This window comes from Kiritimatiellales bacterium (genome assembly GCA_041656295.1).
Lineage (GTDB): Bacteria > Verrucomicrobiota > Kiritimatiellia > Kiritimatiellales > Tichowtungiaceae > Tichowtungia.
In genome coordinates this window covers 135180-161057 of sequence record JBBADV010000001.1, presented here as the reverse complement: position 1 = coordinate 161057, position 25878 = coordinate 135180, and the positions used below count along the sequence as shown (strand labels likewise).

Below are 25878 nucleotides of genomic sequence, written 5' to 3'. Positions count from 1 at the left end.
CAAGTCATATTTCTCTCACAAAAACTCTACTGAATTCAGAAGATATATCTCCTAAAGACCGGTAAGGCCTGCCGGAATATTCTCATAGTCTAAAGAAATCACCGGAAATATCAGAAAAAAACTCTTCCAGTGGAATTCCGTTTTCTCCTACAAGCAGTACCCGGCTGTCCGGATAATATTTTTTGAACGTAGCTAATCCATTTGTTGCTCCGGAATGTCCGCTCTTTACCTCGACCGCAATCGTACGCCCGGCGAGCTCAACAACAAAATCAACTTCCAGATTGCCTTTGCGCCAGTACATGATTGAAGCATTTGCCGAATGAAGCGTTTGCAGTAAATGCGCGCCAACGGCGTTTTCAACTAACCGTCCTCTCCAGGCAGAATCCGTTATACACTGTTCCATACTGCGCATTCCAATGGCATTAATCAGCGCATTATTCCACAAAATCAGTTTCGGACTGCTGCCGCGTTTCCGGCGCTGTCCTTTTGAATAGAGTTCTAATCCGCTGAGTAGAAATGCGGATTCCAGCAACGTTAAATAATGCGCCAGTGTGGTTGTATTTCCGGCATCCTGAAGCTGTCCTAACATTTTATTATACGAAAGAATCTGCGCCGGAAACGTCGTCGCCAGACCAAACAGATTCCGCAATAACGCCGGCTTGGCGATATTCTGAAGCTGAAGCACATCCCGTGAAATAACAGTTTCGATTAATGAGTCCGAAACATATTGCATCCATTCTGCCTCATTGTTCGCAAAACGGGCGGCGCCCGGATAGCCGCCGAAAAACAACCAGCGATTCATATCCCAGCCAAACGCCTCTCTGCATTCGGGAAATGACCAATGCGGGAAACGATGCAGAAAAAACCGTCCGGCAAGACTTTCCGTCAGGCCTCGTTGCAGCAGCATGGCTGACGAACCAAGCACCAGTAAACGTATATCCGACCGGCGCTGATCCCATAAAAATTTTAATGCGTCGCTCCAGCCGGAAATCTTCTGCAGTTCATCCAGCACCAGCAAAACAGGCTTTCCGGTGGTTTTTACTTCGTATTCCGCGCGGTGCCACTGAGTCTCAAGCCATTCTGTTCCGAGGGGCACCGCACTATCCGCTGCTGCGTAAAGTGACGGAATTCCGGCATCTTCCATAATCTGGCGTGCCGCGGTGGTTTTCCCAACCTGCCTCGGACCGCAAATCACCTGGATAAACGGTGAATTTTCCTGAATCATCGCAAGAGCACTCCGGGAAAACTCTCTTGTTATCATCTTCATACTGTTGATATTAAACAAAATCAATCCAGTGTAAATAAAAATTACTCATTTATTGAGTATTTTTACTCGTCTATTGAGTATTGCCCTATTGGCTTCTTTACAAATCGCATCTGCCGCTTCTTCATGCATTCCGGTCAGGTTAGTTTCAGCAACATATTTTTCCGCATTTATCCTGTAACGAAGAAGTTCATTATTTTTCAACAGCATCTCAAGTTGTCTGTTCAGTTCCTGCTGGGAAAACGGTTCATGCAGGATAATGCCGGCATCCGCGTCACGAATATACGGAGCGTATCCGCAGTTTTTACTGCACAACACCGGGAGTCCGCAAATCAGGCTCTCAAGCAGCACCATACCGGCAGCTTCATTCCGCGCCGGATGAATCAATAAATCCGCCGCACTCATTAACGCCGGAATATCCGTTTGCACTCCGCCGAAAATAACCCGATCTTCAACGCCACGTTTCCGCGCCAGCCGTTGATACGACTTAATTGCGCCGTCTCCAGCGATAAAGTATATACTTTTCCCCCGAATACAGGCCGGCAATGCGGCAAAAGCCTTTATCCCGCGATCTACGCCTTTAGTTTTAAAAGCAGACCCGACATGCAATAAAAGAAAATTATCATCCGCCAGCGATAACTTTTTCCGTTCTTCGGCCCTGTCTTTTTTTTCTGCCTGCGTTATAAATTCAGTAGTCATTCCCGGCGGTAAAAGAACGAACCGGTCGGGCGGTATTGAGTAATAATGCCGGAAATCCTCAACCTGCTGTGGCGCAATCATCAAAACAAACGTTGACGAATCGGCAGCGAAAACTGCGGATTCAAATTTTAAATAGGTCCGAACCCGCGGCAAAATGCGACAGAACATATTCCGCCGGGCAATGCGTTCTGCAAAACAGGAATCCGCTGCAAAATACATATCCAGTCCCGGCATTTTGTTGAAACCAACGATTAAGATTGAAGATTGAGGATTGGAGGTTGGAGATTGGGGGTTGGGGGTTGGGGGTTGGGGGTTGCCACTTCGTTGCTTCGCATTCGCGAAGCCCGGCGCGCTGGAGGCTCGGTTGCCGATTGCCGATTGCTGTTCACTGGCTGATGTTTGAGAATTTTCTAATGCCTCATGCCCAATGCCTCGTGCCTGTCTCTGCGCCTCTGTGCCTTTGAGCCTTTGTGCCTCTATCCATTCTGAAAACTTTTTGACACGCCGGTGATTGCGAAATGCACGAACCGGAACAATGTGAATATCAAATCCGTCCGGAACCGGACCCTCCCACGCAAGCGTATAAACAATAATTTTTGCTCCGCGTCGCTGACACTCCAGCGCAATACGCAGAAAGTCACGCTGAAGTCCTCCGTACGGAAAATATTTAAACAGACAGAATATAATTGTCATTTATACGTTTTTATACAGTTCAGAGTTCAAAGTTCAAAGTTTAGAGTTTAATATCTACAAAATTATTAATTAATTGGCAGTCACATTAGAAACGTTGCATATTAGAAACTTTTATTCGCGAAAATCCGCGTTCATTCGCGGTGAAGAAACCGGTCTATAAATGAGAGAAATCAGCACAGTTGAGCTGCGGCGCGCCGGACGTGCTGTTCCTCCGGAGTTTTCGATCACGACCAAAACCGGCGAAGTCATTCAATTTCTTCAGCCGTTTCGTATTCTGCCTAAAAAACGGATTACAGGGAAAGCCACTGTGAACGGTGAAACTGTCCTGGTGAAACTCTTCATTTCAAAGCGCGGCAGAATACATTGCCGGCGCGAATTACGCGGACTTATCCTGCTCAAAAATGCCGGAATTCCAACGCCGGAAATTAAAGGGTGCATCGATCTCGCTTCCGGCGGGAAAGTGCTGATCATCAAATTTCTCGAACAATCCGAAACACTCCGTAAAAAAATTCAAATATCGGACAAAAACGGAAAAGTATGGTTTGCATCAGAAGCTGCACGACTGACCGGAAAAATGCACAATGCCGGAATTATTCACGGCGATTTACACACTGGCAATTTCCTCTCGAACGGAGAACATCTCTGGATGATTGATGGTGATGCAGTAAAAACCACATTTTTACGAAAACCTGCGCACAATCAAAAAGCCATTGCGAATCTTTCGTCGCTTCTTTTTTTACTGTCTGCCGCCTGGAGCGAAGCCCATCAGAAGGTAATGGAAAGTTATCTGCAGGAAAATCCGTCCATTCGTCTTTCACCCGAAAAAGTCTGGCATACTGCAAAAATCTTGCGCCGGAATTTATATGAAAAACATATAAAAAAAAGTTTCCGGAGTTCTGCGGGATATTCTGTTCAAAAAACATTTTTCAAATTCACTTCAACCCGCCGCGACGCTTCAGGAATATTACAACCTGTTTTAAAAAACCCGGACGAATTTATTGAAAACGGATTCCGGTTAAAGACCGGCGGCAGCAGTACGGTTGCGCAGTTTGACTGCGTCGGGCAACAACTCGTGATTAAACGGTATAATCTAAAAAACCGGCGGCACGCTTTTCTGCGTTTCTGGCGTCCAAGCCGCGCGTGGAATGCGTGGAAAGCAGGACAGCTTTTGCAGCTCGAAAGTTTAAACACACCGGCGCCGGTGGCTCTGATTGAAGAACGGTTTTGGATTTTCCGGCGACACGCGTGGATTATTAATGAGTTTTGCGCCGGCAAAACACTGCAAGAAACTTTAGATCCGCAGCAGGAACCGGCATCGGAACTGAAAGCGGCTCTGCTGAATCTGTTTGATACACTGCATACAGAGAAAATCAGTCACGGCGACATGAAAGCCACCAATCTGATCTGGAATGCTGAAAAACTTTTTTTGATTGATCTGGATGTAATGAAGTGGCACCGCTCCGGCTTCATGTATAAAAAGAAATGGGCGCAGGATCGTGTACGGTTCTTGCAAAACTGGCCGCCGGAAAGTTCGTTATACCGCTGGCTGGATGCAAACCTGCCGGAATAATTTTTGACAGGATATCGGGATAAAAAAATCCTATGAACCCTGTCATCCGGCCTGGAATTTCCCCGATGGCTTAAATTCAGTCAATGCGCTGTTCACGCTGCCGGAAAAACGTTTGCCGGCGCCGTTCAAATAACCATCGATAAAATTCTGAATTCCGGTGCGGTGCAAAACTTCCAAATCCTGTGAATAACGGAACAGATTAACGAAATTCCGGCGGCGTGCGGTAAACCCTAACGCCCACGGAATAGTTTTCATGTTTGAAATATCAATCAGCCCGAAATTTCCATCCGGACACAGCAGTACATTCCCGAAGTGCAATGAACGGAAATAGATGCCTTGCCGGTGCAGCTCCGCAATAAATTTTCCCAGCCGGAAAATTAATCCGCCGGAGATTCCTCCGGCGGCAGCCAGCTGCCGGATGGTCTGCCCTTCCAGCGGAATATAAATCACAGCGGTACGGTTTAAATGAGGTATGCGCAGTGTCTCAAGCACGGTCACAGTAGGAATTTTCCGCCGGTGTAATCCGGCGGCATTCTGTTTAAAACGCAGCCATTCAGGGAAAATACGGCGCGATGTAAATACACGACGCAGCCAGAATGTCTTCAGAAAATTCCCGTCCGGCATGCGAATAACTTTCACGCCGTAACCGTCCTGTTCAATAATTTCAGACTGTCTCAGCAGCTCTTCATATTCTATTTTCGAAAGTGTGCGCATTTTATTCGAATGAGAATTTGCCACAAAGTAACCCCGTTTTTAAGTGATTTCTGTCATAGAACAAGGATATTTACGGTGCAGACATGCCTGTCTGCACATGAAACACCAAAAATAAAATCCGCCGCCCGTAAAAATCAGATGAACGCAGATTCTGTTCATCTGCGAAAAATTTTTATCTTCCCGGCCCTCCTTGACTTAAAAAGTGTGCTTTGGCATGGTGCGTAAAATGTTAAGGAATTTTAAATGGCTGATTCTGTTACGATTCTAGGGCTTTCCGGACTTTATCATGACAGCGCGGCGGCGCTGATCCGGGACGGAAAAATTATTGCGGCGGCGCAGGAAGAACGTTTTACGCGCAAAAAACACGACGCTCGCATGCCGGTGCATGCCATTGAGTACTGTTTAAAGGAAGCCGGAATTTCCGCCGCCGATCTCGATTATGTGGTGTTTTATGAAAAACCGTTTCAAAAATTTGACCGCCTGCTTGAAACATGGATTGCATACGCACCGCGCGGATTTAAACAGTTTTTAATGGGAATCCCGGCGTGGCTGAATGAAAAGCTGCACATCCCGCGCGAAATCGATCAGGCACTTGGGGACAAATTTTCCGGCCGGTATATTTTTACCGAACATCATGAATCGCACGCCGCAAGTGCATTTTTTCCCGGTCCGTATCATGAAGCCGCGATCGTCACGCTCGACGGCGTCGGCGAATGGACTACTGCCAGCATCGGCACCGGACACGGCAATAAAATTAACCTGCTTTACGAACTGCGCTTCCCCCACTCGCTCGGCCTGCTCTATTCGGCATTCACCTACTACACCGGCTTTAAAGTGAATTCCGGCGAATACAAACTGATGGGACTCGCGCCGTACGGCAAACCAGTCTATCGCGATCTGATTCGCAACCATCTGCTCGACTTGAAAGACGACGGCTCGTTCCGGCTGAATATGGATTATTTTGCCTATTGTTACAGCGACGTAATGATCAGTAAAAAATTTGAGCAGCTGTTCGGTAAACCGCGCCGCACGCCGGAGACACCGGTAACGCAGCATGAAATGGATATCGCGGCGTCAATTCAGGCGGTCACCGAAGAGATCATGCTGAAAATTGCCCGCTTCGCTTATGAGAAAACCGGTCTGAAAAATCTGGTGCTCGCCGGCGGCGTGGCGCTCAACTGCGTCGGGAATGGAAAAATTCTACGCGACGGCCCGTTTGAAAATATCTGGATTCAACCGGCGGCGGGTGACGCCGGCGGCGCGCTCGGCGCGGCGTTGTTTGTACAGTATCAACTGCTGAATAATCCGCGTACCGCTGATGATACAAATGATCTTCAATCCGGCTCACTGCTCGGCCCGCAATTCACCGAAAGAGAAATCCAAGCGTTTTTTGATTCCACCGGCGCGGTGTACGACTTTTTCTCCGATGAAACAGAGCTCGTTGAGGCGGTGACTCATGAAATTAACAGCAGCAAAGTAATCGGCTGGTTTCAGGGGCGCATGGAATTCGGGCCGCGCGCACTTGGCAGCCGCAGTATTATCGGCGACGCACGCAGTGATGAAATGCAGTCAAAAATGAATCTGAAAATCAAATTCCGCGAATCGTTCCGGCCGTTTGCGCCGAGCGTTCTGCGCGAAAGCGCCAGTGAATATTTTGATCTCGATCCGCGTGTTGAGAGTCCGTACATGCTGCTCGTTTCACCGGTACAGGAAAATAAACGCACCGCACAAAATGCATCCACTGACAATCTCACCGGCATCGATCTGCTGAAAGTAAAACGCAGCGAAATCCCCGGCGTTACGCATGTGGACTATTCTGCCCGCGTTCAAACGGTCGATGCAAACCGCCACGGCCGTTATCATAAACTGCTCGACAGACTGAATCAGAAAACCGGCTGCCCGCTCGTCATTAACACCAGCTTTAATATTCGCGGCGAACCGATCGTCTGCACGCCGGAAGACGCATACCGCTGTTTCCTTTCAACGCACATGGACGTGCTCGTGGTCGAAAATTTTGTGCTGCATAAAGACCGGCAGCCGGAAATAAGTCAGCAGGACATTGAAAAATATATCGCAAAATTTGAACTGGATTAAATCATGGCACTTGTTTCTTTAAACCTTAAACCATCAGATAAACAGCTTCGCGAATTCGGTGAAGTTACACTGTGCATGCTGAACATTCTTGGACTCTTTTTTATGTGGATCGCCGGAATGTCCGTAAGTGTATTTGTCGGTTTTTGCATCACCGGTGTTGTCATTTACCTGCTCAGCCGGATTTCCGTCAAACTTATCAGGCCGGTTTACATTGCGCTGATTGTGGTTGCGTTTCCAATCGGCTGGGTGATCAGTCACATCGTCATGGGAATCTTTTATTATGTGGTCATCACCGGAACCGGACTGGTTTTTAAACTGCTGCGCCGCGATCCGCTGCACCGGAAATATGATGCAAGCGCCGCCAGTTATTGGGTGCCGTATGCGCAAAAACGTTCATTAAAACAGTATTTTAATCAATTCTAAGGAGCCGCGCAAATGACTCAGGAACCCGAAGATTTTAAACAGCTTTCACAGGAAAAACGCACGTCACTCATCAGCGAGTTTTTTGACTTTCTCAAGCATAACAAAAAATGGTGGCTGCTGCCGGTTTTACTGATTCTGCTCGGGCTCGGTCTGCTCGTTCTGCTCAGCAGCTCGGCTGTCGCGCCGTTTATCTATCCGCTCTTTTAAGGAGTTTTACATGAAAAAAGCCACCGCCGGCCGGGTTATTCTGACGGCTTTGATTCTTATGGCGCTCGCCGCGATGTGGGGTGTTCAAAGCGATCTGGCATATTACGTCGCACAACAGCGCCCGATTCTGCTTGGACGTTATACGCTCAGCAAAACGATCTCCCTGCTCATGTTCACTCCGGTGTTATTGATGATTCTCCGCGCAATGTGGAAAAAGAAAGTCGCCGATCCGCGCGCGCGCCGGATTGAGCGGTTTAAAGCTGCGTCAGCAACACTCTCGATTATCATCGCCATCATGATCGCCGACGCGGCGCTGCGCACGATTGGAAAACACCGTGCGGCGGCGTACGTCGGCACCGCAACATCATATCACCGCACGCCGAATCAGGTATTCACCGGCGTGTTTCATGATTTTCCAGAATTTGCATTCTGCTATCCGAACGCAACGCCCGGATATCCGCCGGTGGAATTTACGCTGAGCGTCGACAGCAACGGCTTCCGCAATCCGGTTCAAGCTGAAACATATGACTGGATTGTGCTCGGCGATTCGTTCGCCGAAGGCTCCAGCGTTTCGGATTTCGACGGCTGGGTGCCGAAACTGGCGCAAATGCGCGGAGTAAAAATTTATAACCTCGGTATGTCCGGCGGCAGCCCGCTCACCTATCTCGACACGCTGGAAAAATTCGGCACGGCGCTCAAACCCGGCGTTGCACTCTACATGCTTTATGAAGGCAACGATTTCCGCGATTCAAATTTCCGGCAGGAAAAAATCTCGGCAGTCGAAGACTCAAAAAAAGCCCGTTCGAATCCGTTTAAAACGTCGCCGCTGCGCACGCTGTTAAAAAATTATCTCATAAAACATCTCGGCCCGTCCGGTAAAAACCGCTTCAGGAATGATCCGGAGATTAATAATCCGTCGCACAGTATGTATCCGGTGGCATGGCTGCCGTTCCGCCTGCCCGACGGCGGCGCATACGGGTATGCGTTTGACGTCAAACGGCTTGAACAGCACTACATTACTGCCGAATCGTTCAACGCCACAAAAGCCTGCCGCGAATCCATCCGTCTGCTCCAGGAGGCGATCGACGTTTGCCGTGCAAATGATATTCAACTGGTCGTCCTTTACGCACCGGACAAACCGCACATCCTGATTCATGACATTGCCGCACAGGTTCCGGCAGGACAGGTACGCGCATTTCTGAGAACACGGCTGAACGATCTGCCGCCGGCGCCGGAATTCATGGATGCACTCATTGCCGGTACTGCTGTACGGGAAAAAATATTTCGCGATCTCTGTCAGGCAAACGAAGTTCAATTCATCAGCCTCACCGAACCGCTGCGGCAGCAAACCCGCGCCGGTGTCCGCACCTATTACACGTATGACCAGCACTGGACACCTGAAGGCCATGATGTTGTTGCAGATTTTCTGCACGAAACCATCCGGAGCCAATAAACGCGTCCGGACACCGCTTCTAAATATGCGACAGCGGACTATTCATAACGCAATGCCTCGATTGGATCGAGTTTGGAGGCTTTGACCGCCGGCCAGAGTCCAAAAAAGATGCCAATGAATATAGAAAATCCGAAGGCAACAACGGCGGAGAGCCCGCTGATTAAAATCGGCCACGCCATTACTTTCCCGAGTCCGAGGCTGGCGCCGATACCAATAATTAAACCGGAAAATCCGCCCAGCAGGCTGACGGCAAGCGCTTCGATAAGGAATTGCATCAGAATGTCCTGCCGGCGTGCGCCGATGGCTTTGCGTAATCCGATTTCGCGCGTCCGTTCCGTAACGGATACGAGCATGATATTCATGATGCCGATGCCGCCCACGATAAGCGAAATTCCGGCGATACTGCCGAGCAGCCCGGACATGAGACGCGTGGTCGAACTCAGCATTTCCTGTATTTCCGCCATATTACGGATATTGAACGGATTTTTAGCCGGATTGAGGCCGTGACGCTGTGAAAGAAGCACCATAATTTCGTCCTGCGCCTGCGGAATATTTCCGGCATCGTCAATTTCGGCATCAATGGTGTCGATATAACGTTTGCCGAGCAGACGGTACATGGCGGTGGTGACCGGAATTTTAATGTGATCGTCTTCGTCGCGCCAGCCGCTGGAACCTTTTTCCGGCAGTACACCGACAATTTCATAGGAGGCACGGTTGACGCGCAGTTTTTGTCCCACAGGATTCACTCCTTCGCCGAACAGTTCGCGCGCCGGCGTCATTCCAATAATTACAATACGGGAACGTTTGCTCACATCTTCTGCGGTGATGTAACGCCCGAGAGACGGCTCATCTGCTCGCATCGGTGCGTATTCCGGCGATACACCGTAAACAGATGTCGCCCAGTTTTTTGATCCGGCCTGAAGCTGTACACTGCCGTAAACCGTGGCACTGGCGCGCTTTACAGATGGAATGCGCGTAACGAGTGCCGGGACATCTTCCAGTTGAAGCCGCGAAATTTCTCCGGCAGAGAGACGAACCCCCTGGCTGACGCGCGACGCCGGACGGATGCTTAACATATTCGAACCGAGCCGAGCGAACTGCTCGCTCATGGATTGTTTTGCCCCGAGTGTAAGTGAAACAATGGCGATAACCGCGGCAATCCCGATCATAATTCCAAGTGCTGAAAGAAAGGTACGTGCTTTATTATACCATAATGCGCGCAGACTTTGCCTTGCCAGCGCGGAGCTCTCAAACAGCAGCGAAAGCGGATTGCGTTTTTTATCGTCCTGCAGCAGCGTCAACCCGTCTTCTCCTTCGGTGGAATGAATAACGGGATTTAAATTCCGGCGGTCTTCAATAATTTCTCCATCACGCAAGGTGATGATCCGGTCGGCATGTCCGGCGACGTCGTTATCGTGCGTGACCAGAATGATGGTGAGTCCCTGCCGGTGCAGCGCACGGAAAAGCGCCATAATATCTTTAGAGCTTTTCGAATCGAGATTTCCGGTCGGCTCGTCGGCGAGGATAATAGACGGAGTATTCACCAGCGCGCGCGCAATGGCCACGCGCTGCTGCTGTCCGCCGGAAAGTTCATTGGGGCGGTGGTGCATCCGGTTACCGAGCCCGACACGCTCCAGCATCTTCTGTCCGCGTTTCCACCGTGCAGTATTGCCTGAATAGAGCAAAGGCAGGTTGACATTTTCCAATGCATTCATGCGGCTGAGCAGATTGAACTGCTGGAAGATAAAACCGATGGTCCGGTTGCGCAGCCGCGCGGTTTCCACGTCCGACAGTTTCATCACATTTCTGCCGTTGATTTCATAGATCCCGCTGTCCGGTCTGTCGAGCAGTCCGATGGCATGCATTAATGTAGATTTACCGGAACCGGACGCTCCGATAATGGCAATAAATTCGCCGCGGTCAATGTTCAGTGAAACGTTATTCAATGCGCGAACGACATTGTTTTCGCCCATGTAATACGTTTTACAAATGTTTAAAAGCCGGATCATTTAGCGTCTTTGCTGTGAAGAGCTTGAGCGGTTGCGGTTATTTCCACCGGGCATAAACGGATTCCCGGCGGCTTCACGGCGCAGCGAAAGCTGCGGAACCAGAATGGCATCGCCGGGCTCAAGCCCTTCCAGAATTTCTGTGAACGAATTTTCGCTGATGCCGGTGCGCACCGGTACCGCCCCCGGTTCGGCACCGTCCGCCGCCGGGATTAAGACAACATTGCGGCGGTCTCTGAACTGAATGGCGGATGTCGGAACCACCGGCACTTTTTCGCGGCGCTCAATGATAAACGTCAGTGTCGCCGTCATGCCGCTGCGTGCAAAATCCGGAATATTTTCCGGTCGTACATCTACCTCATACATCGTCACATTGCTGACCATCTTTGAATCGTATGCGATGCTGTCGACTTTACCTTGAAACGCAGAATCCGGATAGGCATCGAGTTGAATGTTAACCGTCTGCCCCGGCACAATGGAACCGATATCTGTTTCGTCCACCTGACCGACCACGATCAGCCGGTCAGCAATCACAATCACCGCATCACTCGCTGTCACCGTCTGCCCCGGCTCAAGATTCCGGACAATGACCGTACCGCTGAGCGGCGACAGCAGCGGCGTGGCTTTATAAATTTCCTCCCAGTATTTCAATTCCTCTTCACTCGTTGCGCGCGCGATATCCAGCAGGCTTGCACGTTCGGTGGAGCTTACCCATGCAATCAACTGGCCCTGCACAACATCTTCTCCTTCGTCCACGAGAAGTTTTTCCAGCCGTCCGGCGATCGGGGGTTTAATTTGCAGCCGGTTTTCCGGACTCACCGTTCCGGTGCTTTCGACCGTCCGGTTCAGTGTGCGGAGCGTTACCGCCGCCGGCGTAAATTTGTTCTGCGCCGCTTTCGCTTCTTTTGCTTTTTTCTGCTGAAAATAATACCACGTTCCGCCGCCGGCGAAGCCGAGCAGAATTAGAAATAAAATAAATTTTTTCATAACACGTTCCTTATTTCCAAAGACATTAGGCTTTAGACCTTAGACTTTAGATTTTCAAAATTTAAAAATTATTTTAACCACTAATTCACACTAATGATTTGAAACTCTTCTTTTCCTTTTGTTTCCTCTGTGTAAAAAATATTTACGTCCATTTGCGGTTAAAAAATTATTCTGCCCTCAATTATTCTGATCTATTGAACTGATTCCCTGCGCATTGCGCCATGCCGCCATCGCCTGATCCGCATTCCGGCGGCTCAGCAGCCAGCTTTTCTGACTGTTAATCAATGAATTTTCAATCGTGTCCCAATCCTGAAAACTGATCAGTCCCTGCTGATATTGTGCGCGCGCAACTTCGGCGCGCATTTCGGCGGCGCGCAGCAGTTCTTCCTGCACGCCCATCGTTTCATAGCGGTCGGTGTATGAATTCAGTGAATCCTGCAGCGTATTCAATAATTCAAGCATCGTCTGTTCCGCATTCAGCCGTGTGCGCTCACGTGCCAGACCGGCGGCGATCGTGTCATGATACAATCTGCCGCCCTGAAACAGCGGAACTGACGCCGAAATTGACGCTGACCAGCTTTTATTCTCCAGCTCGCTGTTGCCCGACCGGCCGGCGGAGCCGCTCGCTGTAATCGTTGGAAAATGCGCACTGCGCGTAATAACGTAGCCCTGCTCCGCTGCTTTTACATTTGCTTCGGCGGAGCGGTACGTAGGTGTTTGTGCCGCCAGTTCATTCAATGCCGCGCGTTCCGGCGGGATCCCGGCGTACAGTTCGCCTTCAACGAAAAACTCATCCGGTTGATACTCGCCCATCAGCGTCGCCAGCTGCCGGCGCGCCAGAACCAGCGCGCGCTTTGCTTCTTCAACATCATACAACGACTGCCGGTGCTGTGCCTGATTCAACAGCAGCGAACCCTTGTTTTCCCGGCCGCCTTTATAGCGCATATCAATCAGCCGGACGTTGTCTGCACGGCGCACCGCAATATTTTCAGCGAGCGCGATCAGTTCCTGTGCATAAAGCTGCTGCGCAAACGCGCGGCGCAAATTATATTCTAAATTCGCGCACGTCTGATCAAAGTTTGCATACTCTGCATAGAGTTCTGCCTCAGCGCGCGAAACGCGTGCGCGGTCGCCGAAACCGTTAAACAAAACGTAACGTGCGCTCAAACCGACCGACGATGTGTCGTGTGCATGCCAGTCAGAATCATTTTTATTTTTGGTGCCGACAGAGCCATATTTACCGTCCGCGGAAATTTCCGGCAGATACACGGATTTCTGTGATTTCAGCGCCACTTCCGCTTCCTCCAGCTTCAGCCGGCCGGCGGAAAGGTTCAGATTATTGCTCACCGCGCGCGCAAAACACTCTTCCCACGTCAGTGTTTCCTGCGCAAATCCGGCAACACCGAACAGTACCGTCAGTGTCAAAAAAATGTCCTGTTTCAATTTCGACATAATGATAAATATAACGCAACCATTGCAAAAAACCGTACCGAAAATCAAAAATTTTATCCGAAAGTGAACGGGCGAGTTCCCGTTTTTAATGCGCAGGGGCTGGAAGGATTTGTCCGGGATTATATCCCGCAACAGGCAAACCGGCGCGAAGCGACAGCAGAAAAATGATTTATCACACTCTCCAGCGCGCCGGCTTTCTTTATTCATCAATGCAACAGTTGTTCATAAGAACTTTGGAGTCGGCGGTAAAGCGCAGGCGTACCGCCGCTTTCAAAGCGGTGATACGGCGGGTACGCCTTAATCATCGCATTCCAAATCAGCTCAGCGCAGCAATCGCCGCATCATAGTCCGGCTCATCGGCGATTTCCGGCACAAGCTGCGTGTAGACCGTTTTGCCGGCGACATCAATCACAATGACTGCACGTGCATAAAGTCCGGCGAGCGGGCCATTTTCCATAGTAACGCCGTAATGTTCACCGAACGACGAGCGGAACCCGGAGCCGGTTTCAATATTTTTAATTCCCGCTGCGCCACAAAACCGCGCTTGTGCAAACGGCAGATCCATCGACACACAGAGCACAACGGTATTTTCAAGCGCAGCGGCGCGCTGATTAAACTGCCGGACACTCGTGGCACAGGTCGGCGTATCAAGACTCGGAAAAATATTTAAAATCAGGCGCCGGCCTTGATAATCCGTAAGTTTCGTTTCGCTGAGATCCTGCTTGGTCAGTGTAAAATCCGGCGCTGCGCTGCCGGTTTCCGGCAGTTTGCCGGCGGTTTTTACCGGCGATCCTCGAAATGTTACCTGTGTCATACTCATCCTCCTGGGGTTTAATTGTAAAGTGATTGATTCAAACAAAGAAGATTGCTTTTGCAAGCTGTAAACCATTGAATGTGCACTGTATTTTACGAGCTTGATTATGAAAAACCGGGAAATAAAAAGAACTGTAGCAATCGTTGGACGGCCGAATATCGGGAAATCCGCCCTTTTTAACCGGATTGTCGGGCGGCGCGTGTCAATCGTGCATGAGGAATGCGGCGTTACGCGCGACCGCGTCGTTTGCAATGCGGTCTGGGACGAACAGCATTTTGAACTGATCGACACCGGCGGGCTCGGTACCATGGATTCCGGTTCAGCACACGACATTATTGTCGACAGCACCAATCAGCAGGTCGCCGTTGCAATTGAAGATGCCGCCGCCATTATTTTTACCGTCGATATCACCGCCGGAATTCTGCCAATGGACGAAGAGGTTGCTCTGCTTCTGCGCCGCGCCGGACGTCCGGTATTCCTCGCCGCAAATAAAGCTGATAACATGGAGCGCGATGACAGTTCAGTTGAATTTGCACAGCTCGGCTTTCCGGTATTTCCTGTTTCTGCATTGCACGGCCGGGGTATCGATGTTCTGCTGGATGCCGTACTTTCTGCACTGCCGGAAGCGCCGCCGCCGGAAGAAAACAAGCCGCTGCGCGTCGCAGTTGTCGGCCGTCCGAATTCCGGCAAGTCATCTTACATCAACAGGCTGCTTAAAAACGACCGCGTGATCGTTTCTGATATTCCCGGCACAACGCGCGACAGTATTGAAATTCCGTTCACCATCGGATCCGGACCGCAGGCGCGACACTATCAGCTTATCGACACCGCCGGCGTGAACCGCCGCAATCGCCGGTCCGGCGCGGTGGAACATTACAGCAATATCCGGGCTGAAGAGAGTATCGACAGTGCCGACGTAGTCGTTCTGCTCATGGATGCCGCTGAAGGGCCTAAGCTACAGGACAAAAAACTTGCTGCCAAAATCCTTGAAGCAAAAAAAGGCTGCATTCTCGCCGTAAACAAATGGGATCTCACGGACGAAACAGAGGTTACGCAAACACAATATGAACCGGCTCTCCGCAAAGAGGTGCCGTTTCTTGACTTTGCTCCCCTGCTTTTTATCTCTGCTAAATCAGGTTTTAATATCCGGCGCAGCGTGGAACTGATCGACTACGTTGCCGATCAGGTTCAAATGAAACTCACCACCGGTGTATTGAACCGCGTTATCCACGATGCCATGGAAAAATATCCGCCGCCGATTGTAAAAGGCCGACCGCTTAAAGTCTATTATGCAACGCAGTCCGGGACGGGCCCGATTTATGTTAAATTATTTGTAAACAATACATTACGCGCGACATCCTCATATAAACGCTTTCTGATAAACGAAATCCGAAAAGCTTTCGGACTTGAAGGCGCACCTGTCGAACTCAAATTCGTTCCGCGCCCTCGCCCCGATTTGGAAGAAAAGAAAAAACGGAATGCATAATATTCTGGTTTTTAATTAGAACATTTTAAATTAATGTATAGCCGCAAAAATCGCCAAATAATTATGGGCCGAATAATTGATAAACCGCAGAGCACACTGAGAACTTTTTAACTCTCAACTGTAAACTGAAAACCCTGAACACGGAACGCCGCGAGGGCGCCGCGTCTACTGCTCTGCCTCTCTGCTAATCCCTGAATGCCTGATGCTTTCTGCAAAACTTCCGTGTGTTTTGTGTATCCCGTGGTTTAAACATCTGCGTTATCTGCGTTATCTGCGAATTTCCCAAGGCAGGCAAAGATGCCTGCGGTGCACTACACTTTTGTGTATTCTTGTGTTTTTTGTGGCTATAATTTTTCTTAATACGCTCTAATCAATTAAAAGAGACCGGAAATCAGGAAAATTTAGAATACTCGCATTGTATTGTAATCGCCATGACGCCAGGAAGGGAAAATTTTTGTGTTTCCATGATTATTAATTTTTTGATCTGTTTTTAAATGACAATTTACTGATAATCAATAAGTAATAACTTATAACTAAACCTTCCCCATCCCCTTAATCCAAACAGACAGAATTGAAATATCCGCCGGATTAACGCCGGAAATGCGTGACGCCTGTCCGAGATTTTCAGGTAGGATTTTTTTCAGTTTTTCGCGCGCTTCAAACCTCAGTGCTAAAATCGTATCATAATTCAGTGCCGCCGGAATCCGTTGTTTTTCCAGTGTGTTGAAATCGGCAATACGTCTCTGCTCGCGTTTAATGTACCCCTCGTATTTGATGCAGGTTTCAATTTGCTCTATTGCTTCCGGCGGCAGATTCGGATTTACTCCCGGCAGATTGCTATATGAATTGCCGGGCCGGCATAAAATCTGCGCCAGCGAAGCTCCGTCTGAAAATTTATGTTTTAAGCGGTCGATTTCTTTATCAATTTGATACCGTATCTTGGAAATCTCATTTAATTCATCGGCAGAAACTATGCCGAGCTCTTTTGCGCGCTCATGCAGCCGGAAATAAACATTATCCTGCCGGAGTGTTAACCGGTGTTCCGCGCGCGATGTAAACATCCGGTACGGCTCATCAGTACCTTTTAAAACCAAGTCATCAATTAAAACGCCGATATATGCTTCATCGCGCTGTAAAACAAACTCCGGCTGTCTTAAAACTTTGCGTGCAGCGTTAACTCCGGCAATAAATCCCTGTCCGGCAGCTTCTTCATAGCCGGTCGTTCCGTTGATTTGCCCTGCAAAATAGAGATTTTCCACTGCTTTGGTCTCTAAGGTATGAAATAGCTGCTCCGGCGGCGCATAATCATATTCGATCGCATAACCCGGGCGAATAAACACTGCATTTTCCAGGCCTTCAATGGAATGAATCATTTGGTGCTGAATTTCTTCCGGCAGACTGTTCGACGTTCCATTCGGATAAATCCGGAGAGAATTCCGGCCTTCGGGTTCAATAAATACATGATGCGCGTTACGTTGTGGGAATTTTACAATCTTATCTTCAATCGACGGACAATAGCGCACGCCGGTTCCTGCAATTAACCCCCCGTAAAGTGAACTTTTTTTGAGATTATCAGCAATAATCTGATGCGTCGTCGCATTTGTGTGTGTCAGCCAGCACGGAACCTGTGGCCGCCGCACAGAAACCAGCGAAGCCCGATCCATTGTACGGATGTTCCACGTGGAACATGAATCGAACGGTGATCCGGCAGAATCATAAGCCGGCATACCCGATGTTCCACGTGGAACATTGGAAAAAGTATTGATATCCATCCAGTCATAACGTGCCGCGCGCGAAAAAAAAAGTGGCGGCTCATCGCCGGGATGAATTTTCATTTTTGAATAATCAAGTGAATCTTTATGAATCCGCGGCGGTGTACCGGTTTTCATACGACCGAGCTCGAATCCAAGTGATTGCAATGAAGCGGAGAGGGCGTCTACCGATTTTTCTCCCCAGCGACCTTCACTGATCACCTGCTGCCCGATCAGTATGCGCCCGCACATAAATGTACCGGATGTCAGAATAACAGTTTTCCCGGCAATCTTTTCTCGGTTATCCAGCTCTATGCCTTTCAGTATACCCGATTCTGTCCAGATGCCGGCAGCGGATGCTTCCAGAATGCTAAGATTTGTCTGCTGCATTAAAACTGCTTGCAGGCGGGCTGGGAAGGTGTCTTTATCGCTCTGTGCGCGGAATGCCTGCACCGCCGGACCTTTACGGGTATTGAGCGTACGAAACTGAATTCCGGTGTAATCCGTATTGCGTGCCTGTTCTCCGCCTAATGAATCTAACTCTTTTACTATGTGTGATTTAGCAATGCCGCCAATTGACGGATTACAGGACATTCGTCCGATCATCCGTTTGTCCAGGCTGATCAGCAGCGTTTTTACGCCGAGGCGCGCAGCCGCCAGTGCTGCTTCACACCCGGCGTGTCCGCCGCCTGCAACGATTACATCAAAAGTACAATTCATTTTCTTATTAACCACTAATTCTCACTAATATCCACTAATTAAACTAAAGCCGGAACAGGAAATTAATGTGAATCAGCGAAGGTTCGTGGTTTAATGGGGTTATGAACCTGTTTGATCAAATTCCGGCGCATGAGCCGGAGGAACTTTTCACAGAATTGTTTTCAAATGAAAACGTGCGGATTGAACGCATCGTTTCATTCGGACAAAAATCGGCGGACGGATTCTGGTACGACCAGCGGGAAGGGGAATGGATACTGATGCTGGAAGGATCGGCGCAACTGCGATTCGAAGACGGACGCATAGTTGATTTAACTTCCGGCGACACACTGAATATTCCGGCGCGATGCCGGCATCACGTCGAAAAAACTGCACAAGATGCCCGGACGGTCTGGCTGGCGGTTTTTTATAAAAATGATTAATTTTTACTAAAAAATGAAAATTCGAATTAAAATTTGTTGTATCTCGAGCATTTTAAATTAATGTATAGCCGCAAAAACGCGCAAAAATCACCAAATAATTATGGACCGAACTGATTGATAAACCGCAGAGCGCACTGAGAACTTTTCAACTCTCAACTGTAAACTGAAAACCCTGAACACGGAACGCGGCGAGGGCGCCGCGTCTACTGCTCTGCCTCTCTGCTAATCCCTGAATACCTGATGCTTTCTGCAAAACTTCCGTGTGTGTTGTGTATCCCGTGGTTTAAACATCTGCGTTCATCTGCGTTATCTGCGGATTTCCCAAGGCAGGCAAAGATGCCTGCGATACATTACACTTTTGTGTTTTTTTGTGTTTTTTGTGGCTATAATTTTTCTGAATACGCTCTCGACAAAAAATGACGCGGTTTTGGCAGTTCATGCCGGGGCTTCAGCGCTGGGTTTTGTGTCGGCAATGCCTTCGGGTACTGGCGTGATTAGTGAAAAACAAATTACCGGAATTTCAAAAACGGTTCCGTCCGGTATTTCCCGGTTTCTTCTGAGCAGCCGGATTGATACACCAAAAATTATCAAACAGGCGATGAATACCGGAGCGGATGTTTTGCAACTGGTCGATTCCGTCAGCGCCGACACTCGCCGCCAATTACGGAAGGCGCTGCCGAATGTACGGCTGGTACAGGTAATTCACGTTTGTAATGAACGTGCTATTAACGAGGCCAGACAGGCATCAGAAACTGTCGATGGCATTCTGCTTGATTCTGGAAATCCGGCGGCAAAAATCAGGACGCTCGGCGGAACAGGACAACGGCATAACTGGGAGATCAGCCGGAAAATTTGCGAATGCGTTGGAAGGCCGGTGTTTCTTGCCGGAGGGTTGACGCCGGAAAATGTTGCGGATGCCATAAATATTGTACATCCGTTTGGCGTTGATATCTGTTTGGGCGTCCGGAGCAGCGGGAAGCTTAATGCCGAGCTTCTCAAGCGATTTATAACGGCAGTCCGGAGCGCTGAGTGTTAAAAATACACCCGCGATCAATTCCCAGCGCAAAAACTCTGTTGCATACGGATACGCTGAATTATATGCTGTGAGTGTGTTGAGCGAATATCCATTAATCAGGATTATTTTCCCAAAAATTCTCCCCAGGCATTTACAGCCGCAGCAAGCGCACAGGCGCGGTGAGAAATCCGGTTTTTAATTTCTGGCGGAAGTTCGGCAAATGTTTGCGTATAACCGTCCGGCACAAACAGCGGATCATAACCAAAACCGTGTTCTCCGCGCCGCTTGTGAATAATTACTCCCCGGACCGATCCTTCGACTGTCTGCGGCGGAGCTCCGAGGCGAACAAGCGCCAGTACCGTTCGAAACCGCGCACACCGGTTTTCTTTGCCGGCCAGTTCACGCAAAAGTTTTGTATTATTGTCGTCGTATGAACAGTTTTCTCCGGCCCAGCGCGCAGAATAAACCCCCGGTGCGCCGTTCAGGGCCTCGACTTCCAAGCCGGAATCATCGGCGAGTGCCGGAATTCCGGTGGCCATACACATTTCTGTCGCTTTTTTAACCGCATTGGCTTCAAGCGTACCGCCGTTTTCAACCGTGTCTGGAATTTCCGGGAAATCGAGCGCCGACCCGATATCACCCGATGCAAAATTAAATATCGCGCGAATTTCTTCCAGCTTATGTCTATTGCGTGTTGCAATAACCAGTTTCATAATTTTATTATTAGACCGGATGCGCAGAATTTTGCAGGATAAAAATCAAAAATCCTCAGCGCGGTCGTTAATGATTTTGAAAATCTTTTTCTACTGACCGGCGTTTCGAGTATTAAAAAAGATGTAACAACTTGATTTAACTTGCGGCGCAAAAGTCGTCTGCCTATATTCACGATTCTTCTGTGGGGCGGTAGCTCAATTGGTAGAGCGTCGCGTTCGCAATGCGAAGGTCGAGGGTTCGATCCCCTTCCGCTCCAGATCATGAACGAAACATCCCTTAATTCAAAGTACCCGTAATAAAGCAAAATAAAGCTTCATTTTAAAATCCAGCCGTCATATGAAATTCCAGGGATAACGAATGTGTCACCGGTGCTTTTAAATTCAGCGGCGAGCTGTTCGCGGCACTGCTGTAAAATTTCGCCGGCGGCGGGATCGACGGCAAGGTTGTGTATTTCGCCGGGATCATTTTTCATATCGGTGAGCTGTTCGCGGATTTTCCCAGTAGAGTAAACGGTGTATTTATATTTCAGCGTGCGCAGTGAACGTCCTTCAATTCCGGCGCTGCGGCCGTATTCCGGCGAAAGATCGTTTTCAATGATAACACAGTCGCGCCAGTCGCCGGCGCGGTTTTCAACCAGTGGGCGCACACTGCGTCCCGGCAGATCCGGCGGCATTTCGGCACCGGCGTAATCGCAGACGGTTGGAAAAATATCAATGCCGGTGGAAATCAGATGCGCACAGTTTACACCGCCGGGATTTGCGATTCCGGCGCCGGAAATGATGAACGGAATGCGCGCGCACTCATCGTAGTGCAGTGTTTTTTGATTCCACTGGTGCGCACTGTTGCCGTCACCGTGGTCGCTCGTAAAAATAATCACGGTGTTTTTATCAAGCCCTGCATCACGCAGTGCATCGAGAATTTTTCCGATTTCCATATCAACGCGCTCAGTTAATCTGTTGAGTGCCCAACGGTACTGCCGCCAGCGTTCATCCGGCCAGCCGCGCGCCGGATAGGTGCCTTTCTGCCACGTCTGATATTCGCGGATAATGTCCGGTTCATACGCCGGAATTTCAAAATTTTCTGGTAATGGCGGGCAGTTTTCCGGCGCCGGTGCCGGTGGAATTTTACCATTCCACAGTCGTGTTCTGGCCTCCGGGAAACCGCCGGCGGCACCGCGCGCCCATTCGCAAATGTCATGAGGGTTCGTAAACGATGCGACGAGGAAAAACGGTTTGTTCCGTTTTGTTTTAATAAAATCGATAGCCGGTGCGGCGAAGTGCTGGTCGTTAAACTTCTTTGTGCCTTCCAGCATCAGATTAAAACCGTGCCACTGCTGATTTTCAGCCGGCATTGGAATATGCCACTTGCCGATGTACGCGGTGTCGTAGCCGGCGCGCGTGATGAATCCACCGAGCGACGGTACGAAAATATCAAACCGGTCCATATTAAATGTCACGCCGGTTTCGTGCGGCATGCGGCCGGTCATCATGGATGTACGCGACGGCACGCAAATCGGATTCGCGCAATAGGCGAGTTCAAATCGCACACCGCTGGCGGCGAGACTGTCCATCGCCGGAGTTTTCAGTCCGGAGTTGCCGGTGCAGCTCATCAGGTCTGCCGGCTGCTGATCCGTTATAATCCAGATAATATTCGGACGTTCTGCAATCCCGGCGCCGGTAAACGCCACGGTGGACGCAAGTAAAAGTTCGCATCTCATGCGGGGCAAAATAAATCTGCCGGCTGGAAAATACAACTATGCAAATGATGCAAAACAGTTTAACCGTTAACTGAATATGACCTGTTAATTGATTGCTCTGTTTCCGGCGGGATGTGATTCAAATTAAATCGTAATTCACGCGACATCATTTTTTAAGAATTCCAATTCGAATTGAATGAGTAAACGATTTAACCATACAACTGATGTTGAGGTTTTGCATATCTAATATCTCTTAATTATGTTTTCAGAAGATCAGCGAGTGCTGATAGAGGCTATGGAACAAAAACAAGGAGGGTTCTAATGAGTAGCTGGAAAAGAGTAATGACTGGAGTTCTGTCTGTCTGTTTACTGTGCGGAATAGCCGGAGCAGATATTTCACAAAATGTTTATTGTCTTATTCCATCATTTGGCGAAAACACGTTTGCAAGTTCTGTTATTCTCACGAATCAGATTACGATTGAAGACATCAGTTTTGATGCGCTGTTTTCTTTGACATCAACGGATGGTTCTGATGTTGGTATGAGAAGCAGCTACGGGTCAGCCGGCTTGTACGGGGGACTCAATAATTTGCTTATTGATCCGAATGACACAGGAATGTTACGACTCTCATTCGTTGGTGTTACGAACGTTTCCGGCGCATCGGCTGGCGATGTTATTTTTAACGGATTTGCCTCTCTTCGAATCGGAGCCGGAACTGGAACAGATGCCGGAACCATTTATGGCAGCGGTACAAATGTGGAGTTGTACTCATGGACAGGAGGATTGCCTAAATCGCCGGCAGACATTCTCTTAGCGGAAAATTCTTATCAGTCCATTGATATCGGATCAACAGCTGGAGATGGCTTTGACCTTCGTGCGTATACGGCATCCTTTACCATTATTCCAGAGCCGGCATCAATTACGCTTTTTATTGTCGGAATGGCGGTTCCGTTTGTAATTCGCTATGTTAGATAGACAGTATCATATAATTCACGGTTACAGTTTTCAAACAGTGATAAAGCTCCGGGCTCCCCGGAGCTTTTCTGCTATAAAACGAGCTGTTCAGCAGTAAACTTATGGTTTTTATCTTCTGTATCCAGGCTGGCTGCAGATGTGTTTGGGCTGCTTTTTCACTTAAAAAACATCTGCTCATTTTTTACAACACATTCATCTGCATAGAACTATCGAGCCCGTCCCTTTCCGGAGCCTTCTGTCGAGAAAGTCGAAGTATGAGTATGCCATGCATCTCTGGTTATAAAAATGGCTGCGAGTTTTTCGTTCTATGATAATTATTCAGGTTCAAAACAAGCTGATGGGATTGAAATAGCCCTTACGGTATTTTTGCCTTAAAATAAGTAACAAGCGTGTTTTCCGTTTCATAGATTTAGGAGCACGACTCCCTGCATGTTATCTGCTATTTCCCGATGGATTAGTAAAACACAAAAGAGTGACGTCCTGACAGGATTAAATCGCAATACAGTCAAATTGCGGCACGCCGGCAGACTGCTGAGTGCTGCGAACCGGACACGTCGAATCTGTTTAAATACGGCGAGACAGATGAAAGCTGTTTCACCGCCCGGCGCATATATGACAGGGGCGCGGTCATGGCGCGGAAAAAAATCATTGTGGTCGGGGTGATTAAACGAAAAGATAACTCCTCCCGCAGATGGAACGACATTGAACTCTCTTGGGGTACTTGCCAGGGGGGTACGGAGACTCAAAGCCCGGAGAGATCACAGGTCGACGGCTCTTGTCTTAAAGAGTATAAGTTCTGCCGAATCATCGCCGCAAAAACCTCTATTCGCCACCGCTTTAAGAGCATTCAGAAAACAGTCTGTCAACTTATCTTGAACTTTATTTAAATTTGACTTCGCAAATATAAGTCCACTTCCCGTTGCCTCCACCGCCTTTAGAAGGATTATAGCCCTGTGTGAAAATTTTCACATAGCGCGCAGCTCGCGGGGCGGAAAACTGATAATTTTTAAACACTCTCTGAATGCCGTCGTGTTCGCCGGAATAAGCGCGTTTCCATGTGTTAGAATCGATAGAAGTTTCGATGGAGAAAATATAGCATCGCCCCTGAGTACCGCCCCACATGATTGAAATTTCTGAAAGCAATTGCTCTTCTCCCAGATCGATTTGGAGCCATTCGCGTCTTTCTTGGGCACCCCACATGGTTGCCGGATTGCCGTCTATGGCATATTCCGGCAGCATTTGTCCTTTATCTGTCGAGGCGAAACTGCTGGCTTCCGCCGTCATGTTTCCGGCGATGACGTTAACCGTTAATGAAGTTGCCGCAGCTGCGGTTCCCAGCATTTTTGTGATGTTTGTATTCATGATATCCTCTCTTTCGAATGTTATTTGTTGATTATTTGCCCATGCCGTCAATACCGGCCCGATATCCGTCCAGCGAGCTTGAAACCGGTTTCCATCCATAACTTCCGTGAAATATACCCGTTGCCCGTCGCGGCTGAAAGATGGATTTACATGCACGGTTGAGTTCCAGCAGCGGGCCGCGCCGTCGGAGTTCTGCATGAGAAGCGCTGCCGGAACATCGGAATATTTACGGTAGAGTTTCATGATAACCGTTTCAGTCCGATACCAGTTTTCAGACACAAACCAGTTGCCGTCCGGCGACCAGGCGAGATGGTTTCCCATCGGTGCAAGCCGTTCGATGAGTTGCGACGGGCGGACTTGAAAAGCATATACACCACCGCGCCCGTCACTCCCCTCCATAAGCGGCGAGTCTTGCATCGGCCCCGGGAAGCCCATTCCGATTGACGCATCAAACCCGGCGTGCCCGGCAATGATATTTTCCCCATACCAGTTAAAATGCAGTGGTATTTTCCCCCGCCAGAAGATCGGATCGGTTCCATCCGTATTGATGATCACTTGTGAGTTTAATGTGGGTAATGAAGAGCCGGCAAGCGGCAGCATGTCCATTCTCATGGCTGCCATCTCCCCGTCGGGACTTAACGCAACATGAAGCAATCTCCATTTTTGTGCCGGTTCGCGCCCCTGCTTTAAATCGTCCGGCACAACGGCATCAAACTTTTCCGGCTTGCAAATCAACCGGATTTCTTCGGAATATGCATTGACCATATAAGCACCGTGAAATCCGTTCATTGGATGCATCACAGAGAGCGGGAACCATCCGTTTACTGCATCATGTCCCAGCCGCCCCTGAATAGGGAATGTTTTCTTCTCGCCGGTTTTTATGTTAAACGAGTTGATTTCATCCCGTGGAGGATAGCCGGAATACGTGTCGTATTCCGGTGGAACATTAATTGGACGAAGTTTGCCATCCTGATAAACAATCAAATCATTATCAATCCACATGGCCATTGCGCCGTCATGAGTACCAACACCATATAAATCGACCAGCTTTTCCCGTTCGCCGGTTTCGCGCCGATAAATCCAAAGAGAGCCGGCAGTGATACTTGAGGGGGATGCTGCCGGAACGCTATCAAAACAAAGAACCAGGATATTTTTACCATCAGGGCTTTCCGGTATCGTGTGATAAGAACCGAATGTACTGCTGGCAGAATCCGGCATCACATCGTAAACCTTCAGCGGCTCCGGAGAAATTCCGGCAACGCAGAACAGCCCGAGTTTAAGAGCGATGAAAAAATTCATAAAAGATCTCCTGTTTGTTAAATCTCCTTTTGTTTTTACAGAGCTATGATAATTAAATGCTCCGG

General features: G+C 49.0%; 20 protein-coding genes and 1 tRNA gene. 10 read left to right on the top strand and 11 right to left on the bottom strand.

Annotation, left to right across the window (positions count from 1 at the left end):
- Positions 1-82 precede the first annotated feature (82 nt).
- Positions 83-1225: an ATP-binding protein gene (locus WC959_00645; GenBank protein ID MFA5687652.1), complete on the bottom strand. Its 1143-nt coding sequence runs from the start codon at positions 1223-1225 to the stop codon at positions 83-85.
- An 87-nt stretch (positions 1226-1312) separates the two neighbouring features.
- Positions 1313-2656, bottom strand: coding sequence for a glycosyltransferase (locus tag WC959_00640; protein ID MFA5687651.1), 1344 nt, complete (start codon positions 2654-2656; stop codon positions 1313-1315).
- 160 nt (positions 2657-2816) lie between these two features.
- Here WC959_00640 and WC959_00635 point away from each other — a divergent pair, with 160 nt between their 5' ends.
- Positions 2817-4226, top strand: a complete 1410-nt coding sequence (locus tag WC959_00635; protein MFA5687650.1) for a lipopolysaccharide kinase InaA family protein — start codon at positions 2817-2819, stop codon at positions 4224-4226.
- A 42-nt stretch (positions 4227-4268) separates the two neighbouring features.
- Here WC959_00635 and WC959_00630 read toward each other — a convergent pair whose 3' ends face one another.
- Positions 4269-4964: a hypothetical protein gene (locus WC959_00630; protein ID MFA5687649.1), complete on the bottom strand. Its 696-nt coding sequence runs from the start codon at positions 4962-4964 to the stop codon at positions 4269-4271.
- A 219-nt stretch (positions 4965-5183) separates the two neighbouring features.
- Here WC959_00630 and WC959_00625 point away from each other — a divergent pair, with 219 nt between their 5' ends.
- Genes WC959_00625 through WC959_00610 form a run of 4 tightly spaced genes read left to right on the top strand, consistent with a single transcriptional unit; the run spans position 5184 to position 9117 of the window.
- Positions 5184-7034, top strand: a complete 1851-nt coding sequence (locus tag WC959_00625) for a carbamoyltransferase (protein ID MFA5687648.1) — start codon at positions 5184-5186, stop codon at positions 7032-7034.
- Between the two features lie 3 nt (positions 7035-7037).
- Complete coding sequence (locus WC959_00620) at positions 7038-7457, top strand: SxtJ family membrane protein (GenBank protein MFA5687647.1); 420 nt, start codon at positions 7038-7040, stop codon at positions 7455-7457.
- 12 nt (positions 7458-7469) lie between these two features.
- Positions 7470-7664: a DUF5989 family protein gene (locus WC959_00615; GenBank protein MFA5687646.1), complete on the top strand. Its 195-nt coding sequence runs from the start codon at positions 7470-7472 to the stop codon at positions 7662-7664.
- A gap of 10 nt (positions 7665-7674) precedes the next feature.
- Positions 7675-9117 (top strand): hypothetical protein, encoded by a 1443-nt coding sequence (locus tag WC959_00610; GenBank protein ID MFA5687645.1) that lies wholly within the window; start codon positions 7675-7677, stop codon positions 9115-9117.
- A gap of 38 nt (positions 9118-9155) precedes the next feature.
- Here the strand turns inward: WC959_00610 and WC959_00605 are convergent, their stop codons facing one another.
- From WC959_00605 to tpx, 4 genes are all read right to left on the bottom strand, one after another.
- Positions 9156-11126, bottom strand: coding sequence for an ABC transporter permease (locus tag WC959_00605; GenBank protein MFA5687644.1), 1971 nt, complete (start codon positions 11124-11126; stop codon positions 9156-9158).
- Positions 11127-12110 (bottom strand): efflux RND transporter periplasmic adaptor subunit, encoded by a 984-nt coding sequence (locus WC959_00600; GenBank protein MFA5687643.1) that lies wholly within the window; start codon positions 12108-12110, stop codon positions 11127-11129. It abuts the gene before it with no gap.
- Between the two features lie 177 nt (positions 12111-12287).
- Positions 12288-13535, bottom strand: a complete 1248-nt coding sequence (locus WC959_00595; GenBank protein ID MFA5687642.1) for a TolC family protein — start codon at positions 13533-13535, stop codon at positions 12288-12290.
- Between the two features lie 343 nt (positions 13536-13878).
- The gene (gene tpx, locus WC959_00590) at positions 13879-14376 is read right to left on the bottom strand and encodes a thiol peroxidase (protein ID MFA5687641.1); all 498 of its coding nucleotides are present in this window, start codon (positions 14374-14376) and stop codon (positions 13879-13881) included.
- Positions 14377-14482: 106 nt separating this feature from the next.
- Between tpx and der the strand changes: the two genes are divergently transcribed.
- Complete coding sequence (der, locus tag WC959_00585; protein MFA5687640.1) at positions 14483-15862, top strand: ribosome biogenesis GTPase Der; 1380 nt, start codon at positions 14483-14485, stop codon at positions 15860-15862.
- Positions 15863-16395: 533 nt separating this feature from the next.
- Here the strand turns inward: der and WC959_00580 are convergent.
- The gene (locus WC959_00580; protein ID MFA5687639.1) at positions 16396-18333 is read right to left on the bottom strand and encodes an FAD-dependent oxidoreductase; all 1938 of its coding nucleotides are present in this window, start codon (positions 18331-18333) and stop codon (positions 16396-16398) included.
- A 101-nt stretch (positions 18334-18434) separates the two neighbouring features.
- On the opposite strand from WC959_00580, the gene WC959_00575 reads away from it, so the two are divergent.
- Together WC959_00575 and WC959_00570 are read left to right on the top strand one after the other, a co-directional pair.
- Positions 18435-18752, top strand: coding sequence for a cupin domain-containing protein (locus WC959_00575; GenBank protein MFA5687638.1), 318 nt, complete (start codon positions 18435-18437; stop codon positions 18750-18752).
- A 379-nt stretch (positions 18753-19131) separates the two neighbouring features.
- A complete protein-coding gene (locus WC959_00570; protein ID MFA5687637.1) occupies positions 19132-19788 on the top strand; it encodes a phosphoribosylanthranilate isomerase in 657 nt (218 codons plus the stop codon).
- A 101-nt stretch (positions 19789-19889) separates the two neighbouring features.
- On the opposite strand, the gene rdgB is transcribed toward WC959_00570, so the two are convergent.
- A complete protein-coding gene (rdgB, locus tag WC959_00565; GenBank protein ID MFA5687636.1) occupies positions 19890-20480 on the bottom strand; it encodes an RdgB/HAM1 family non-canonical purine NTP pyrophosphatase in 591 nt (196 codons plus the stop codon).
- Between the two features lie 184 nt (positions 20481-20664).
- Here rdgB and WC959_00560 point away from each other — a divergent pair.
- Positions 20665-20737, top strand: a tRNA-Ala gene (locus WC959_00560).
- A 57-nt stretch (positions 20738-20794) separates the two neighbouring features.
- Here the strand turns inward: WC959_00560 and WC959_00555 are convergent.
- Positions 20795-22198 carry a sulfatase-like hydrolase/transferase gene (locus WC959_00555; protein ID MFA5687635.1) on the bottom strand — a complete coding sequence of 468 codons (1404 nt, stop codon included), beginning with the start codon at positions 22196-22198 and terminating at the stop codon, positions 20795-20797.
- A gap of 300 nt (positions 22199-22498) precedes the next feature.
- Here WC959_00555 and WC959_00550 point away from each other — a divergent pair, with 300 nt between their 5' ends.
- Positions 22499-23152 carry a hypothetical protein gene (locus WC959_00550; GenBank protein ID MFA5687634.1) on the top strand — a complete coding sequence of 218 codons (654 nt, stop codon included), beginning with the start codon at positions 22499-22501 and terminating at the stop codon, positions 23150-23152.
- Between the two features lie 879 nt (positions 23153-24031).
- On the opposite strand, the gene WC959_00545 is transcribed toward WC959_00550, so the two are convergent.
- Positions 24032-25813 carry a discoidin domain-containing protein gene (locus WC959_00545; GenBank protein MFA5687633.1) on the bottom strand — a complete coding sequence of 594 codons (1782 nt, stop codon included), beginning with the start codon at positions 25811-25813 and terminating at the stop codon, positions 24032-24034.
- Positions 25814-25878 lie beyond the last annotated feature (65 nt).